Annotated in this window: 13 protein-coding genes; 8 read left to right on the forward strand and 5 right to left on the reverse strand. The window is 67.9% G+C overall.

Going from position 1 to position 14655, the window contains the following annotated elements:
- Window positions 1–40: 40 nt before the first annotated feature.
- The 5 genes from F816_RS0104585 to ppa all read right to left on the reverse strand — a co-directional run bounded on the left by F816_RS0104585 (window position 41) and on the right by ppa (window position 5681).
- Window positions 41–1054: a septal ring lytic transglycosylase RlpA family protein gene (locus tag F816_RS0104585; protein WP_081622660.1), complete on the reverse strand. Its 1014-nt coding sequence runs from the start codon at window positions 1052–1054 to the stop codon at window positions 41–43.
- Complete coding sequence (gene mltB / locus F816_RS0104590) at window positions 1011–2042, reverse strand: lytic murein transglycosylase B (protein ID WP_019593722.1); 1032 nt, start codon at window positions 2040–2042, stop codon at window positions 1011–1013. Before mltB ends, F816_RS0104585 begins: the two co-directional genes overlap by 44 nt.
- On the reverse strand, window positions 2039–3157 hold the full coding sequence (gene rodA / locus F816_RS0104595; protein WP_019593723.1) for a rod shape-determining protein RodA: 1119 nt from the start codon (window positions 3155–3157) through the stop codon (window positions 2039–2041). The genes mltB and rodA overlap by 4 nt, the downstream gene beginning before the upstream one ends.
- Complete coding sequence (mrdA, locus tag F816_RS0104600) at window positions 3154–5031, reverse strand: penicillin-binding protein 2 (protein ID WP_019593724.1); 1878 nt, start codon at window positions 5029–5031, stop codon at window positions 3154–3156. Before mrdA ends, rodA begins: the two co-directional genes overlap by 4 nt.
- A gap of 113 nt (window positions 5032–5144) precedes the next feature.
- Entirely contained in the window at window positions 5145–5681 is a 537-nt protein-coding gene (ppa, locus tag F816_RS0104605) for an inorganic diphosphatase (protein ID WP_018144089.1), read from the reverse strand.
- A gap of 239 nt (window positions 5682–5920) precedes the next feature.
- Between ppa and F816_RS0104610 the strand changes: the two genes are divergently transcribed.
- Genes F816_RS0104610 through F816_RS0104645 form a run of 8 tightly spaced genes read left to right on the forward strand, consistent with a single transcriptional unit; the run spans window position 5921 to window position 14383 of the window.
- Window positions 5921–6562 (forward strand): adenylate kinase, encoded by a 642-nt coding sequence (locus tag F816_RS0104610; protein ID WP_018144090.1) that lies wholly within the window; start codon window positions 5921–5923, stop codon window positions 6560–6562.
- 7 nt (window positions 6563–6569) lie between these two features.
- The gene (locus F816_RS0104615; RefSeq protein ID WP_019593725.1) at window positions 6570–8822 is read left to right on the forward strand and encodes an LPS-assembly protein LptD; all 2253 of its coding nucleotides are present in this window, start codon (window positions 6570–6572) and stop codon (window positions 8820–8822) included.
- The gene (locus F816_RS0104620; RefSeq protein ID WP_019593726.1) at window positions 8806–10248 is read left to right on the forward strand and encodes a peptidylprolyl isomerase; all 1443 of its coding nucleotides are present in this window, start codon (window positions 8806–8808) and stop codon (window positions 10246–10248) included. Before F816_RS0104615 ends, F816_RS0104620 begins: the two co-directional genes overlap by 17 nt.
- On the forward strand, window positions 10214–11272 hold the full coding sequence (gene pdxA / locus F816_RS0104625) for a 4-hydroxythreonine-4-phosphate dehydrogenase PdxA (protein WP_019593727.1): 1059 nt from the start codon (window positions 10214–10216) through the stop codon (window positions 11270–11272). Before F816_RS0104620 ends, pdxA begins: the two co-directional genes overlap by 35 nt.
- The gene (gene rsmA, locus F816_RS0104630; RefSeq protein ID WP_018144094.1) at window positions 11269–12072 is read left to right on the forward strand and encodes a 16S rRNA (adenine(1518)-N(6)/adenine(1519)-N(6))-dimethyltransferase RsmA; all 804 of its coding nucleotides are present in this window, start codon (window positions 11269–11271) and stop codon (window positions 12070–12072) included. Before pdxA ends, rsmA begins: the two co-directional genes overlap by 4 nt.
- Window positions 12073–12106: 34 nt before the next feature.
- Window positions 12107–13084 (forward strand): glucokinase, encoded by a 978-nt coding sequence (locus tag F816_RS0104635; RefSeq protein WP_018951501.1) that lies wholly within the window; start codon window positions 12107–12109, stop codon window positions 13082–13084.
- Window positions 13085–13142: 58 nt separating this feature from the next.
- Window positions 13143–13541 (forward strand): Co2+/Mg2+ efflux protein ApaG, encoded by a 399-nt coding sequence (apaG, locus tag F816_RS0104640; RefSeq protein ID WP_019593728.1) that lies wholly within the window; start codon window positions 13143–13145, stop codon window positions 13539–13541.
- An 8-nt stretch (window positions 13542–13549) separates the two neighbouring features.
- A complete protein-coding gene (locus F816_RS0104645) occupies window positions 13550–14383 on the forward strand; it encodes a symmetrical bis(5'-nucleosyl)-tetraphosphatase (protein WP_019593729.1) in 834 nt (277 codons plus the stop codon).
- Window positions 14384–14655 lie beyond the last annotated feature (272 nt).

Here is a 14655-nt window from a genome sequence, read left to right on the forward strand (position 1 = left end):
GGGCCCGGGACGGGCCGGAAAAACAACAGCGGCAGAGCCTTTACTGGGCGTTCTCGACTACGCGGTAATCAACGTGCGCCGCACCCTGCAGGCGATCCGTGATCGCGCGCACCGCATCGCCATCCGCCAACGGGCCAATCCGCACGCGATGGAGATCCGCACCGTCGTCCCGCCCCAGGGTGGAGATACGAACCGGGTCGAAACCCAGGGCGCGCAGATCTTCGCGCACCTGTTCGGCGGACTGGCGCTCGGAAAACGCCCCGACCTGGACAAAACGCCCGCCCCCGGCGCCCTCGCCGTTGGACCCGGCGGCGGGCATCCCGGAGTCTGCTATCTCCGGTAGCGGTTCCGGGACTCGCTCGGCCCCCCGTTCCGGCGAGGTCACGGCGGCCACATCGACGACGGGCCCCGCGGCCGACGCGGCCGCAACTCGGGCGTCGGACTCGGTGTCACCCGGCCCCACCGAGCGCACACGCACCCGAGCCACACCGGCATCGGTCATGTCGATGCGGTGGGCCGCAGCGTAGGAAAGGTCGATGATGCGCCCATCCACAAATGGCCCGCGATCATTCACCCGCACCACCACCTGCTTGTTATTCTCCAGGTTGGTGACCTCGACATAGCTTGGCAGCGGCAGAGACTTGTGTGCCGCCGTCATCGCATACATGTCATAGGGCTCGCCGCTGGACGTACGCCGGCCGTGGAATTTCGTGCCGTACCAGGAGGCAATGCCCTCTTCCTCGAAGCCGTCACTGGTCCGCAGGGTGCGATAACGCTGCCCGAACACCTCGTATTCCGACGGGTTGCCATAGCGGCTGGGCGGCTCGTTGCGAGGCTCCGGTTCCGGGATCAGGGCGAGATCCTGCGGCACGTCGGCCGCATCGGGATAGCTGTCATAGGCGGCGTCACCCAGCGGGCGCGGGTCGCGCTCCGGGGTACCGGAACAGCCAGCCAGCGCCAGCAACACAAACCCCAGCAGGAGCGCCCCGGGCGCAGGCCCGGAGGCCGAACTAGTCGGCCAGTGCCTCGGCAAGTTGGTGCACGGCCATCGCATACAGCGGGCTCCGGTTATAGCGGGTAATCACGTAGAAGTTCGGGTATCCCAGGTAGTACTCGTAACCGTCATCGCCCTCGAGACGAATGAAGGAATACTCGCCATCCTCGTCCACGGCCTCATCGGGATAAATGCCGTGCTCGGCCAGTTCGTCGAGACCGAAGCGGGCCTGATAGTTGCGGCTGATCAGGGCCTCGTGGGCATCCCCCTCGACCCGCGCCTTCGCCACCACTGGCTCGCCATGGTTCCAGTGGTGCTCGCGGAAGTAGTTCGCCACCGAACCGATCGCGTCCGGCCAGGAGTTCAACAGGTCACGCTGACCGGAACCGTCGAAGTCCACTGCGTAGTGGCGGTAGCTGGAGGAGATGAACTGGCCGCGCCCCATGGCCCCGGCGTAGGAGCCGCGCGTCTCGCGCGGATCCAGGCCTTCCTCGTCCACCAGGGTCAGGAATTCACCCAGCTCGCGGCGGAAGAAATCCGATCGCGGCGGGTAGTCGAAGCCCAGGGTCACCAGGGCATCGAACACGCGGAAGCCGCCAGTGTTGCGGCCATAGTAGGTCTCGACCCCGATAATGGAGGCGATGATCTTCGGCTCCACACTAAAGCGATCCTCGGCGCGCTTGAGCCAGCGGCCGTGTTCTTCCATGAAGTCGTGACCGCGCTCGATGCGCTGGTCGGTGATGAAGATCGGACGATAGTCCTTCCACGGCCGCGCCTCGGCCGGGCTGGAGATCAGGTCGAGGATGCGCTGCTGGGGGTCGGCGGCGGCAAACATCGCCTCCAGCGCCTCGCGGTCGCGGCCGGCCTCCACCTGTTCGTCGATGAACGCCTGCACCTCGTCGCGCTCGAGATACGGCGGATCGCCGGCACGGAATTCGCTTTCGGCCGCGACCGGGAGGGACACGGCCGCCAGGGACAGGACCAGCCCCGTCCGTAACAGGGTCGGGCGGACAATGCGGGCCCACACGGGGCGCAAGTTCAGGCTCATCGATTCACCAGGCGTTTCTGGGAGGCTATGCTCATGAGAATACCGAAGGCGACCATCAGGGTCACCAGCGAAGTACCCCCGTAACTGACGAGGGGCAGCGGCACGCCGACCACCGGCAACAGGCCGGTCACCATGCCGATATTGACCACCATGTAGACCGCAAAGGTCAGGCTGATACTCCCGCCCAGCAACCGGGCGTAGCGATCCTGCGCCAGCGCGGCGATCCAGAGCCCGCGCGCAACAATCGCAAAATACAGCAGCAGCAACAGGGCGACACCAATAAAGCCGAATTCCTCGGCGTAGACCGCAAAAATGAAGTCGGTGGAACGCTCCGGCAGAAACTCCAGTTGCGACTGGGTCCCGTTCAGCCAGCCCTTGCCATACAGCCCGCCGGACCCGATGGCGATCTTCGACTGGATGATGTGATAGCCGGCGCCCAGCGGATCGGACTCCGGGTTGAACAGCGTCAGCACCCGCTGGCGCTGATAATCCAGCATCTGCGACCACAGGATCGGGATGGCGGCGGCCGCCGTGACCCCAAGCCCCACGAACCAGCGCCAGCCCAGCCCCGCAAGGAAAATCACCAGGAACCCGGCGGCCCCGACCAGCATCGAGGTGCCCAGGTCCGGTTGCTGCATGATCAGATAGACCGGCGCCAGGATCAGCGCCGCGGTCACCACCAGGTCTCGGAAGCGCGGACGACCATTCCGTTGCGACAGGTACCAGGCCACCATCATCGGCACCGCGAGCTTCATGATCTCCGAGGGCTGGAAGCGCATGAAGCCAAGATCCAGCCAGCGCTGCGCACCCTTGCCAACATCCCCGACCCACATCACCGCCAGCAACAGCAGGACCCCGGCTACAAAGAGCCATGGCGAGATCGCTCGCAGGGCATGCATGGACACCTGGGCGACCAGCAGCATGGCGGCCAACCCCAGGCCAATGCGCATGACCTGACGCTCCAGGGCGACCACGCTCTCGCCGGTGGCGCTGAACAGTACCGCCAGCCCCAGCAGCAGCAGGATGGACAGCAGCACCAGCAGCACACTGTCCAGACGCAGGCTGCGCAATACCCACTGGCTGACAGACATCTCGCGACCGGTCACGCTGATCATTCGTCCTCCGGGACAGCGATCGTCATGCCCGCCCCCTCCAGCAGATAGGCATCCATCACCTCGCGGGCCACCGGCGCCGCCACCCGGCCACCGGAACCGCCGTGCTCCACCAGTACCGCCACCGCGATGCGCGGATCCTCGGCCGGGGCATATCCGACGAACAGGGCATGGTCCCACAGGCGCCGTGCCAGTTCCTCCTCGTCGTATTCCTCGTCCTCGCCCAGGCTGAACACCTGCGAGGTACCGGTCTTGCCGGCGATGGTGTACTCCGGCCGGGTACTGCCGACGCTACCCCAGGCGGTGCCATGACGTGCATTCACGGCCTCCACCAGCGAGCCATGGATGGCGTCCCAATGTTTCTCGTCGACCATTACCGGATCCCGCAGCATGGGCAAGCGATACTCGGGTTCGCCCACGCCGTTGTCCATGGCGCGCAGCAGGTGCGGCTGATAGCGCTCGCCACGGGCCGCAAGGGCCGCAGTGAAGTCGGCCATCTGCAGGGGGGTCGACAGCATATAGCCCTGGCCGATTGCGGTGATCAGGGTCTCGCCGGGAAACCACACCTGGTCATGCGTGGCCCGTTTCCAGTTGCGGCTGGGCAGGATGCCCGGGCGCTCCCCGGTGGAATCGATCCCGGTCCGTTGCCCGATCCCGAAGGCCCCCAGAACCGGGACCATGCGGTCGATCCCCATGGTGTGGGCCAGGTCGTAGAAATAGACGTCCGACGACACTGCGATGGCGCGCGACATGTCCACGCGACCATGCCCCTCGCGACGCCAGTCGCGATAGCGCCGCTCATGCCCCGGGAGCTGGAAATACCCGCGGGCAAACATCTCGCGCTCGGCGGTGGTCACCTCTTCATCCAGGGCGGCCAGACCCACCAGCGGCTTGATCGTCGAACCCGGCGGGTACTGGCCACTCAGGGCGCGGTTGAACAGGGGCCGGCGATGGTCGTCACGCACCGCGGCAAAGTCCGCCTGCGAGATTCCGTGGACGAACGACTCGGGATCAAAACCGGGGGCGCTGACCAGCGCAAGCACCTCGCCATTATTCGGATCCACGGCCACGATGGCCCCGTCCCGCCCGGCCAACGCCCGATAGGCCGCCTGCTGCAGGTTGACGTCCAGGGTCAGGGTCAGGTCCGTGCCCGGTTGCGGCGGGGTCACCGAGAGTTCGCGGATCACGCGCCCCTGGGCGTTCACCTCCACCTGGCGATAGCCTGGCCGCCCGTGCAGCAGATCCTCGTAGTAACGCTCAACACCGCTCTTGCCGATATGCGAAGTGCCGGCATAGGCACGCCCGTCGACCCGCTGCAGGTCCTGCTGGTTGATGCGCCCGACATAGCCGACCGCATGCGAGAACTTCGACCCCAGCGGATAGAACCGCAGCGGCCGCGCCTCGATCTCCACCCCGGGCAGCTCGTGGCGCGAAACCGCAATCCGCGCCACCGTCTCGTCGTCCAGGCCGGCCTTCAGCAACACCGGCTGGAACGGCCGCCGCTGACGCACCCCGCGCTGGAACCGCTCGACGTCCGCCTCGCTCAGCTCCACGTAACCACGCAGGCGAGCGAGCAGGGAATCGAGATCGCCGGCCTGCTCGACCGTGACCTCCAGTTGATAGGACGCGCGATTGCCCGCCAAAAGCACGCCATTGCGGTCGCGGATCACCCCTCGAGTGGGGGCAATCGGTTCCACCCGCAGGCGGTTGTTCTCCGAGAGCGTGGTGAAGTGCGTGTGCGCACCGACCTGCAGGCCCGAAAGCCGCCAGCCCAGTGCCAGCAGAATGACCCCCAGGATCACCAGCGCGAGCAGGATGCGCACGGCAAAGCGTTCGCGGTCCTGCTGTTCCTCGCCGTAGGCGTCGCGTTCGGCCATTTCAGGGGGTCACGGGGCCGTGACCCCCGCTGACCACCGCCCACGCAAAGACCGGACCGCCCCAAGGGGGCGGCCCGGCGCTGGCCTCTCGCTGCATGCAGCGGGTGGCGACGTCAGATCTTGCTCTTCTGGAAACGCTTGTAGCTGGCAACAATCTCCGCCTTGGCCGCCTCGGCGTCCGCCCAGCCCTCGACCTTGACCCACTTGCCCTTCTCCAGCTCCTTGTAGTGCTCGAAGAAATGCTTGATCGAGTCCAGCAGTTCCTGACCCACGTCCTCCGGCCCCTGATACTTTTCGTACTGCGGATGCAGTTTGGTCACCGGCACGGCCAGAATCTTGGCGTCCACACCCGCCTCGTCGGTCATCTGCAACACGCCGATCGGACGCGAACGCACCACCGAACCCGGCATCAGCGGCACCGGGGTGACCACCAGCACATCCACCGGATCGCCGTCTTCCGACAGGGTGTGCGGAACAAACCCATAGTTGCACGGGTAGAACATCGCGACCGTCATGAAGCGATCAACCATCAGGGCCCCGCTGTCCTTGTCGATCTCGTATTTGACGGGCTGCCCGTGGGCGGGGATCTCGATCACGACGTTGACGTCATTGGGGAGATCCTTGCCGGCTTCGATCTGGTTCATGTCCATGCTTGCTTCCCAAAAGTTGGTTTGGCTAGCCGGGCATTATACAGGGGACACGCACCTCAAGGGCACCCGGCCAGCGGCCCCAACGGTTGCGGGCAAGCACCTTCAGGCGGTATAAGACCGCGCTCGGGAAACGGTTTGCGTCTTCAGTGACCAGCCCCGTTTCGCCACCGCCATTCACCGTGCCGCCCCCGTTCCCGGCTAGTCCTGCGGTTCGGCGCGGCACCCGGCAGGAGTCAGCTATGCGTATCGTCCTGATGGGCGCCCCCGGTTCCGGCAAGGGCACCCAGGCCAAAAAGATGGTCGCCACCTTCGGCATCCCCCAGATCTCCACCGGCGACCTGCTGCGTGCCGCCGTCGCCGCCGAGACAGAACTCGGCAAGCAGGCCAAGAGCGCGATGGATGCCGGCCAGCTGGTCCCCGACGACCTGGTGCTGGGGCTGATCCGCGATCGCCTGCAGGAACCCGATGCGCAGAAGGGTTTCATCCTCGACGGCTTCCCGCGCAACGTCGCCCAGGCCGAGGCCCTGGATACCATGCTGGCCGACATCGAGTCGCCGCTCGACCGCGCGATCCAGATCGACGTCCCGTTCGAGGAACTCAAGCAGCGCCTGACCGGGCGTGTTTCCTGCGGCGACTGTGGCGCAGTGTTCAACACCCATACCTTCCCGCCACAAAAGGAAGGCGTGTGCGACCTGTGCGGCGGTGACCTGGTCCACCGCGCGGATGACAACGAAGAGACCGTGGTCAACCGCCTCAAGGTCTACGAGGAGCAGACCCAGCCGCTGATCGAGTACTACGACGGTCATGGCCTGCTCAAGCACATCAACGGCACCCGCGACATCGAGCTGATCTTCGACGAGATCCGCCAGCTGCTGTCCTGAATTCGGGATGAGCCGCCGGCCCGCCAGCTCCGCGCCTCGCCGTCACCCGATCGCGCGGCAGGTCGCGGTGAGCCTGGGCTTGGCGGCCGCCGGCCTGATCCCCGTAACCGTTCCCGCCGACGAACGCCCGTCGGGATGCGCGTTTGCCCCGGGGATCGAATGGCCCGAGCTGCGTACCCTCGAGGGCGGCCTGACCGAGATTGACGCCGATCACGTCCGCCGCGACGGCGAACGCATCTCGGCCACAGGCAACGTGCACCTGTTCGAGGCCGGGCGACGCCTGGATACCGACTTCCTCGAATACGACCGCGCCTCCGGCACTGCGCGCACCGAGGGCGACACCCGGCTGTTCGACGGCGACCTGCTGCTGCACACCGAGGGCGGCGAATATCGCCTGGACGCGGAGACCGGCGAGTTCCGCCGAATCGATTTCCTGGTGCAGTCCATCCCGGCACGCGGTAGCGCCGCACGCGGCGTTCAGCATGCCCCGCACCTCCACGACTTCGAAGACGCCGAATACACCACCTGCCCGGTGGGCAACGACTCCTGGTGGCTGCGCACCGGCGACCTGGAGCTGGACCGCGAAAGCGGCGTCGGCGTGGCCCGCAACGCGACGATCCGTTTCAAGGGTGTGCCCATCGCCTACACCCCGTACATCAACTTCCCGCTGGATGATCGCCGCAAGAGCGGCTTCCTGCTGCCCAGTGCGGGTACCGGCGGGCGCACCGGGTTCGATCTCGCGACGCCCTGGTACTGGAACATCGCGCCCAACTACGACGCGACCTTTACCCCGCGCATCATGGCCGACCGCGGAATAATGCTGGGCACCGAGTTCCGCTATCTGCAGCCCCGGCACAATGGTGTGCTCGACGTCCGCTACCTGCCGGATGACCGCGAGACCGGCGAAGACCGTCACTTCGCCCAGTGGCGCCACCAGACCCGGATTACCTCCAATCTGAACCTGCGCCTCGATGCCGCGGATGTCTCCGACCGCGAATACTTCTTCGATTTCGGCAACTCGGACCGTTACGCTGGTTCCACCCCTTATCTTCGGCGCTCCGCTGACCTGACCTGGAACCAGCCGGCCTACCGCCTGCGCACGCGCATCGAGGACTACCAGATCGTCGACCCCGAACTGAGCGCCACCGGCGAGCCCTACCAGCGCCTGCCGCAGATCACCCTGGAGGCCGGGGAATACCTGGGCCACGGCCTGTCCTGGGACCTCGACACCGAACTGGTGCGTTTCGAGCGCAGCGAAGATCAGTCCGGGCGCCCACTGGGCACCCGGCTCGACCTGAACCCCGAAGTGCGCTGGCGCCATGACACCAGTGGCTTCTTCTTCGAACCCGCCGTCGGCATCCGTCACACCCGCTACGAACTGGACCGCCGCGGCCAGGACGACCGTCCGGAATCGATCAGCCGCACCGTGCCGCGCGCCTCCATCGACACCGGACTAATCTTCGAGCGCCCGATCGCGGACGGGCGGCGGCTACAGACTCTGGAACCGCGTATCTTCTACGGCTATGTGCCCTTCCGCGACCAGAATGACATCCCGATCTTCGATACCGGCGAGGCCGATTTCAGTTTCGACAACCTGTTCAGCCTCGACCGCTTCGTCGGCGCCGACCGGGTGGGCGACACCCACCAGGTCACCACCGCCCTAACCACCCGGATCTTCGACCAGCAAACCGGACGCGAGCGCCTGAGCCTATCCGCCGGCCAGATCCACTATCTGGAAGACCGCGAGGTCCGCCGGCGCCCAGGAGATGACCCACTATCCGAGTCACGCTCCGATCTCGCGCTGGAAGGCCGGGTCCGCATCGGCGATGCCTGGGACGGCCGCGGATCCATCCTCTACAACCAGGATGCCGGCGAGACCACGCTGGCGGCGGTCTCGGTCGGCTACAGCCCGCGCGAACGCGCCCGGATCAACGTCGGCTACCGCCAGCGCGAGGCCGGCGCCCGCTCCATCGACCAGACCGATGTCTCCGTAATGTGGCCGGTCACCGAGCGCATCGACGCCATCGGGCGCTGGAACTACAGCCTGCAGGAGGAACGCGATCTCGAACTTCTGGCCGGGCTTCAGTATCGTAGTTGCTGCTATGGTATCCGCGTGGTCGCACGCCGCGCGCTCTCCTTCGACGAGACCTACGACAATTCGATCTACTTCCAACTCACGCTGGACGGCCTGGCACGGTTCGATTCCGGCGTGGATTCGCTATTGCGCGAGGGTATTGCCGGATATGACGCACGTCCCTGAACAACGCCGCCGCGGCAAGGCCCGCGCCCTGCTACCGCTGCTGGCCGCCCTGGTCTACGGCCTCGGCCTGCCGGCGATGGCCCAGACGACCGCGCCCGCGGCCGGCGACCTCTCGCAGGGCGCGGTCGAGGCCCCGGTCACCCCCGGGGCCGCCCGCGACAGCGGGGCCCCGGCCGCCCCCATCACCCCGGAGGGCGACCGCTTCACCGACCGCATCCTGGCCGTGGTGGGCGACGACGTGATCACCCAGCGCGAACTGGTGGAACGCATGAACCTGATCGCCCAGCAGATGGTCGAGCGCGGCACCCGCCCGCCGGATCAGGACACCCTGGCGCGTCAGGTCATGGAGCGCCTGATCGTCGAGCGCGTGCAGCTGCAGGAGGCCGAGCGCGTCGGCATCAACATCGACGAGATGACCCTGAACCGCGCGATGGAGAACATCGCCCGCGAGAACCGCATGACCCTGCCGCAACTGCGCCAGGCCCTGATGCAGGACGGGGTGGACTTTAACGCCTTTCGCGAACAGATCCGCCACGAACTGACCGTGAACCAGCTGCAGCGCCGCCAGGTCGATCAGCGCATCCGCGTCTCCGACCCGGAGATCGCCGACCTGATCGCCTCCGAAAGCGGCGCAATCGACCGCGGCGTGCGCTATCGCATCGCGCAGATCATGGTGCCCCTGCCCCAGGGCGCCGATGCCCGCCAGATCGCCGAGGCACGCGAGAAGGCCGAAGCGCTGCGCCAACGCGTGCGCGAGGGCGAGGACTTCGCCACCGTCGCGATCAGCGAGTCCCAAGGCCCTCAGGCCCTGGAAGGCGGCGACCTCGGCTGGCGCTCGGCCGGCGAGATCCCCGGCATGTTCGCCCGCGAAGCGGTGCTGATGCGCACAGGCGAGATCAGCGAGCTCCTGCGCTCGCCCGGCGGCTTCCACATCATGAAACTGCTGGACCGCGAGGGCGGCGACCAGACGCGCGTGCAGCAGACCCGCGTGCGCCACATCCTGATCAGCCCGGACCAGGTGCGCAGTGACGAGGACGCCCGCCGCCAGGCGCAGTCGCTGTACAACCGCATCCGCGAGGGCGCGAGCTTCGAGGACCTGGCACGTGCCAACTCGGACGACCCCGGCTCGGCCGCCCAGGGCGGCGCCCTCGGCTGGGTCAGCCCGGGCGAACTGGTGCCCGGCTTCGAGGAGGCCATGGACGCCCTGGAACCGAGCATGGTCAGCGAACCGGTGGAGAGCCAGTTCGGCTGGCACATCATCGAGGTCCTGGAACGCCGCGAAGTCGACACCTCGCGCGAACAGATCCGGGCCCGTGCCCGCGAGATCCTGCAAAACCGCAAGCGCGAGGAAGAACTCGAGTTGTGGCTGCGCCGCCTGCGGGACGAGGCCTATGTCGAATACCGGGTCGACGGCTTCGGCTCCTGATCCGCGCGGGGCCCACGCGGTCCCGCGCCTGGCCCTGACCGCCGGCGACCCCGCCGGCATCGGGCCCGATCTCCTGATCGCCATGGCCCGGCAACATGGCCACGCGCAGCGCGTCGCCATCGCCGACCCGGACGTCCTCGAGGCCCGTGCCCGCCAGCTCGGCGAGTCCCTGCGCCTGATCCACTTCGACCCGAAACGCCCGCGCGCGGTCACCCCGGCCCACACCCTGGAGATCCTGCCCGTACCGGTGGCAACCCCGGTGGTCGCCGGCACCCTGGACCCGGCCAACGCCGAGCACGTGCTGGCCTTGCTGGCCACGGCCGCCGCCGGCTGCCTCGACGGCACCTTCGAGGCGATGGTCACCGGTCCGGTGCACAAGGGCGTAATCAACCGCGCCGGGATCGCCTTCAGTGGTCACACCGAGTGGCTGGCCGAGCGCGCCGGCGCGCCGATGCCGGTGATGCTGCTGGCCACCGAGGGCCTGCGGGTCGCGCTGGTCACCACCCACCTGCCACTGCGCGCGGTCCCTGACGCCATCACCGCAGACCGCCTGGAGGCCGTGACCCGCGTCCTGCATCACGACCTGCAGCGCGACTTCGGTATCGCCGACCCGGTGATCGCCGTCTGCGGGCTGAACCCGCATGCCGGCGAGGATGGTGTCCTCGGACGCGAGGAGATCGAGATCATCACCCCCACCCTGGACCGCCTGCGGGAAGCCGGCATGCGTCTGCGCGGGCCACTCCCGGCCGACACCGCATTCACCCCGCGCGCCCTGCACGGCGTCGACGCCGTGCTCGCCATGTACCACGATCAAGGACTGCCGGTTCTCAAGCATGCCGGCTTCGGCAGTGCCATCAATGTCACCCTGGGCCTGCCCTTCATCCGCACCTCGGTGGACCACGGCACGGCACTGGATCTGGCCGGCACCGGGCGCGCCGAGGTCGGCAGCTTCCAGGCCGCCGAACGCCTGGCCGAAACCCTCGCGGCGCGAGCCGCCGCACGCCGGAGCACCCCTAGGGCATGACCCGAATCAAGACCTCGTCGCCGATCCGCAAGCGTTTCGGCCAGAACTTCCTCCACGATGCCGGCATCCTCGCGCGCATCGTCGCGGCGATCGCCCCACAACCCGGCGATGCCGTGCTGGAGATCGGTCCGGGTCGTGGCGCCCTGACGGCCGCCCTGCTGGAGCGCCTGGAGCATCTGGTCGCGGTGGAGATCGACCGCGACCTGGCGGCCGGCCTGCGCGCCGGCTTCCCCCCAGAACGCCTGGATCTGCACGTGGGCGACGCCCTGCATATGCAGCTATCCGATCTCGGCGCGTTGCCCGAGCGGGGTTGGCGCGTGGTCGGCAATCTGCCCTATAACATCTCCACCCCGTTGATGTTCCACCTGCTGGATCAGGTCGGCGCCATCCGCGACATGCACTTCCTGCTGCAACGCGAGGTCGTGGAGCGCATGACCGCCGCCCCCGGCAGCAAGCGCTACGGGCGCCTGACCGTGATGCTGGCCGCCCGCGCCGAGGCGACCGCCCTGTTCACCGTGCCCCCCGGGGCCTTCCACCCCCCGCCCAAGGTCTACTCCAGCGTCGTGCGCATCACGCCCCTGGCCGAACCGCGCGTCGCGGCGACGCTGTACCCAACCTTCGCACGGGTGGTCAACCAGGCATTCTCCAGCCGCCGCAAGACCCTGCGCCGCGGTCTCTCCGGCCTGGCCGAGATCGCCGACCTCGAGGCCGCCGGCCTGGATCCGGGAGAGCGCCCGGAGAACATCGACATCACCGGCTTCGAGGCCCTGGCTCGACGCCTCCACCCCGCCACCCCCTGAACAGCCGGCGGCCGCGATCCGCTACCATGGGCCCATGGACCTGATCGTTGCCGATGTTGGCGGGACCAATACCCGCGTTGCCCGCGCCCACCGCGATGCGGACGGGTGGTCTTTGCACGAGGGCGAGCGCTACCGCAGCCGCGAACACCCCGACCTGGCCAGCATCCTCGAACGCTGGCGCACCGAGGTTGCGACAGTGGATACCTTTGCAGCGGCGGGTCTGGCGGTGGCCGGCCCTGTGCATCATGGCCGGGCGCGCGTCACGAACCTGCCCTGGCCAGCGCTGGACACCACCACGCTCGCGGATCACCTGGGGCTGCCCGTCACCCTGTTGAATGACTTTGCCGCCATCGGCGCGAGCCTCGACGCCCTGCAGCCACAGGACTACGAAACCCTGCAGGAAGGAGCGCACGATCCCGCCGGCCTGCGCCTGGTCGCGGGCGCCGGTACCGGGCTCGGCACCTGTCTGGTGGGCCCGCCCGGCGCCGCCACCATCTTTCCCGGCGAGGGCGGCCACGCGCGCTTCTCGCCCAGCGGGGCGGAGGAGGCCGCACTAGGCGATTTCGTAGCCCGCGAACTGGGCTACTGCACACGCGAGCATCTGCTCAGCGGTCGTGGAATCGCCCGCATCGGGCATTTCGAGCTCGACCGCCAGCCTGACCCGGAATTGGCACAGGCCCTGGAGACCGCCGAACCCGCCGCGGCGATTGGCGAACTGGCGCTCGCCGGGCACCCCGCGGCTCAGGCCGTCATCGATCGCTTCGTCGGCGTCTACGCCGGGCAACTGGCGGACATGGCCCTGACCGCACTCCCCAGCGGGGGGGTCTTCCTGGCCGGTGGCATCGCCCCGCGCTGGCTCGAGGCATTCCGCGGACCACGCTTCCGTAGCACCTTCCGTAATCGCCCACCGATGACCCACTTGCTTGAGCAATTGCCCGTGGCCCTTATCATGCACCCCGAACCGGGCCTGCTCGGCGCTGCCGTTTACGCCAGCCGGTCCGTGAAACCCTGATGCCGGGCCTGCCCCGAGCACGGGCGTTTCCCGCTCACGAATCTGGAGCCGCAACCGCATGAACCAGCCCCAAGAGCACGAAACCGAAGCCCACACCATCGAGATCGAGGTCTCCACCGCCTATGTGGAAGACCAGTCGGAACCCGATGACGACCGCTACGTATTCGCCTATCACGTGGTGATCCGCAACGCGGGCGCGCTGACCGTGCAACTGCTCAACCGCCACTGGATCATCCGCGATGGCCGCGATCAGACGCAGGAGGTACGCGGCGAGGGCGTGATCGGGGAACAGCCCAGCATCGAGCCCGGTGACAGTTTCGAGTACACCAGTGGCACGGTGATCGAGACCCCGGTGGGCACCATGGAAGGCAGCTACGGCATGCGCGACGAACGCGGCAACACCTTCGACGCGCCAATCCCGCCGTTCACGCTATCCGTCCCGCGCACGCTGCACTAGGCGGCCCGATGGCACTGTACGTCGTCGGCGACCTCCAGGGCTGCCTGGACCCGCTGGAACGCCTGCTGGAGCAGGTGCACTTCGACCCGGCGGCCGACCATCTGTGGCTGGTCGGCGACCTGGTCAACCGTGGCCCGGACTCGCTCGGCTGCCTGCGCCGGATCCGGGCGCTGGGGGATGCCGCAACCACGGTACTGGGCAATCACGACCTGCACCTGCTGGCCACCGCGGAAGGCGTGCGCCCCCCCGGCGGCAAGGACACCCTGCGCCCGGTGCTGGACGCGCCGGACGCCGCCGACCTGCTGGACTGGCTGGCGCGGCGCCCGCTCCTGCAATCCGACACGGCAAGCGGCTGGATGCTGGTACATGCGGGCCTCCCGCCGGCCTGGGACCCGGACACAGCGCAGACCGAGGCACGGCGCGTGGAGGCCGATCTACGCGACCCCGCCCGCCGTCAGGCGCTGTTCGAGGTCATGTACGGCGATGAACCGACGCTGTGGAGCCCCAATCTCGACGGCTACGACCGCTCCCGCTACACCATCAACGCCTTCACCCGCATGCGCTACATCACCGCCGACGGGGCGCTGGAATTCGCCGGCAACGGCCCGCCAGAAGAGGGCCCATCCGGCCTCACCCCCTGGTTCCAGGTACCCGTCCGCGCGGCCGCCGGCCACCCGATCGCGTTCGGCCACTGGGCCGCACTCGGACATCGCGTCGGACCGGACTGGCTGGCCCTGGACAGCGGCTGCGTCTGGGGCAACCGCATGACCCTCGCCCGCCTCGACAACACCGACGGCGACCCCGCCCGCGTGACGACCTGGCAAACGCCCTGCCCCGCCTGACCCGGCCGCTACCGCGCAGCACCTTCCAGGCACCCGCCTACCATCCAGCCGCATATGCCATGTTGTGGCTGGCCATGGTTCATCGCTCGGTGTTTACGGTGGCTTCGGTCCGCATACTGCCATGCGCTGACTCGCCAGCGCGCCGCGAGGTACTTCTTTGCTCGTGCAAAGAAGTACCCAAGAAACACGCCCGACTGCCGCGACCCCGGCCCGCTGTGCGGGCCGGGGTTTCCCTCGCTCCGAGGCTTTTCGCGGGCGGCGCTGAACTCGCT

Source organism: Thioalkalivibrio sp. ALM2T, from assembly GCF_000381505.1.
In the GTDB taxonomy this organism is placed as follows: Bacteria; Pseudomonadota; Gammaproteobacteria; order Ectothiorhodospirales; family Ectothiorhodospiraceae; genus Thioalkalivibrio; species Thioalkalivibrio versutus.